The 1,502-nt window shown below is 61.8% G+C and carries 3 protein-coding genes; all 3 read right to left on the minus strand.

The genetic code is table 11. The features are described from left to right. The coding region (locus tag AC1D1X_RS23090; protein WP_477699314.1) for a hypothetical protein at nt 1-121 on the minus strand (121 nt) is incomplete at its 3' end. 68 nt (nt 122-189) lie between these two features. Continuing rightward, nucleotides 190-531: a preprotein translocase subunit YajC gene (gene yajC, locus AC1D1X_RS23095; protein WP_477699312.1), complete on the minus strand. Its 342-nt coding sequence runs from the start codon at nt 529-531 to the stop codon at nt 190-192. A gap of 230 nt (nt 532-761) precedes the next feature. Next, the coding region (locus AC1D1X_RS23100) for a DUF6537 domain-containing protein (protein ID WP_477699313.1) at nt 762-1,502 on the minus strand (741 nt) is incomplete at its 5' end.

Below are 1,502 nucleotides of genomic sequence, written 5' to 3' on the forward strand. Positions count from 1 at the left end.
ACTTGGCGCTGGAGACCTGGACCGCAGGCGCTTCGCCGAAAAAGTTGGGCAGCGTGTACAGGGCTGCGACGATGAACGCAATCACAATGATGGCGTACTTCCAGGCCGGATAACGATTCATGAGAGGGCTGTTCCTGGTGGACGGATGAACAAAGTCAGGCCTGCCGGCCGTTGYGGCCGGCGAAAGCCTTATTTGGCTGGATTGATAGYGCCTTTGGGCAGCACCTGGATGATCGCGCTGCGCTGCAGCTGGACTTCGACGCCTGGCGCCAGTTCGAGGGTCAGGTACACATCGCCCAGCTTGGTCACCTTGCCCAGCAGGCCGCCTGCGGTGGCGACTTCATCGCCCTTGGCCAGCGCCTCAATCATGGCGCGATGCTCTTTCTGCTTTTTCATCTGCGGGCGGATCATGACGAAGTACAGGACCACGAACATCAGCACCAGAGGCAGCATGYCCGTCAGCGAGGACATCATGTCACCGCCGGCAGCGGCAGCGGGAGCGGTTTGGGCAAAGGCGGAAGAAATGAACACGGCTAACTCCACAACGATTTAAAAGACACACTGGCGCGCGCCATCCGGCACGGACAGCGCACAGAGTTCACGATTGTATGCGGCGGGGCATCCGCAGAAGGGGGTAACTGGCGCGCACCAGGGGCTTTTCAAGCCGGGGTTGCGCGCAAAGGGCTGCTGCAAGCTCCGCAGCAAAGCCGCTCCATGAAGGAAACACCGGACCGGCGGCGAGGCCGGCGCCGGTCCAGGCTTTAAGCCGCTTCCCGCTGAACGGTAGATCCGGGGGTACGAAAGGATTCCATCAACGCGGCCCACTGGGGCCGCGCTGCTGCCAGGTGGCGTGCCTTGACATGGCCATAACCCTTGATCATTTCTGGAATCCGGGCGATTTCCAACGCCGTGGCGTGGTTTTCGGCCGTCAGGCCAGCCATCACGTCCTGCAGGCTCGCCTTGTATTCCTCAATCAGGGCCCGCTCGGTGCGCCGCTCCTCCGTGCGGCCAAAGACATCCAGCGGCGTGCCGCGCAGACCTTTCAGGCGAGCCAACACCTTGAATGCGCCCAGCATCCAGGGGCCGAACTGCTTCTTCTGCAGCTCGCCCTTGTCGTTTTTGGACGCAATCATGGGCGGCGCCAGGTGGTAATTGAGCTTGAAGTCGCCTTCAAACATGCCGTTGACTTTGTCCAGGAAGCCCGTGTCGGTGTGCAGGCGCGCCACTTCGTACTCGTCTTTGTAAGCCATGAGTTTGAAAAGGTACCGGGCCACCGCCTCGGTCAGCAGCGTCTTGCCCAGCGGCGCTTCCACAGCGCGCACCTTCTCCACAAAAGCCTGGTAGGTCTGCGCATATGCCGCGTTCTGATAAGCCGTCAGGAAGTCAACCCGCTTGGCCAGCATGTTGTCCAGCGAAGGGCGCTTCACGAACTCGATCACCTGGGCGGCCTTGAACAGGGCCTGCACCGCAGCCAGGTCGTGCGCGCAACGCCGGCCCCACTC

The sequence above is a fragment of the Polaromonas sp. P1_G4 genome (assembly GCF_056405475.1).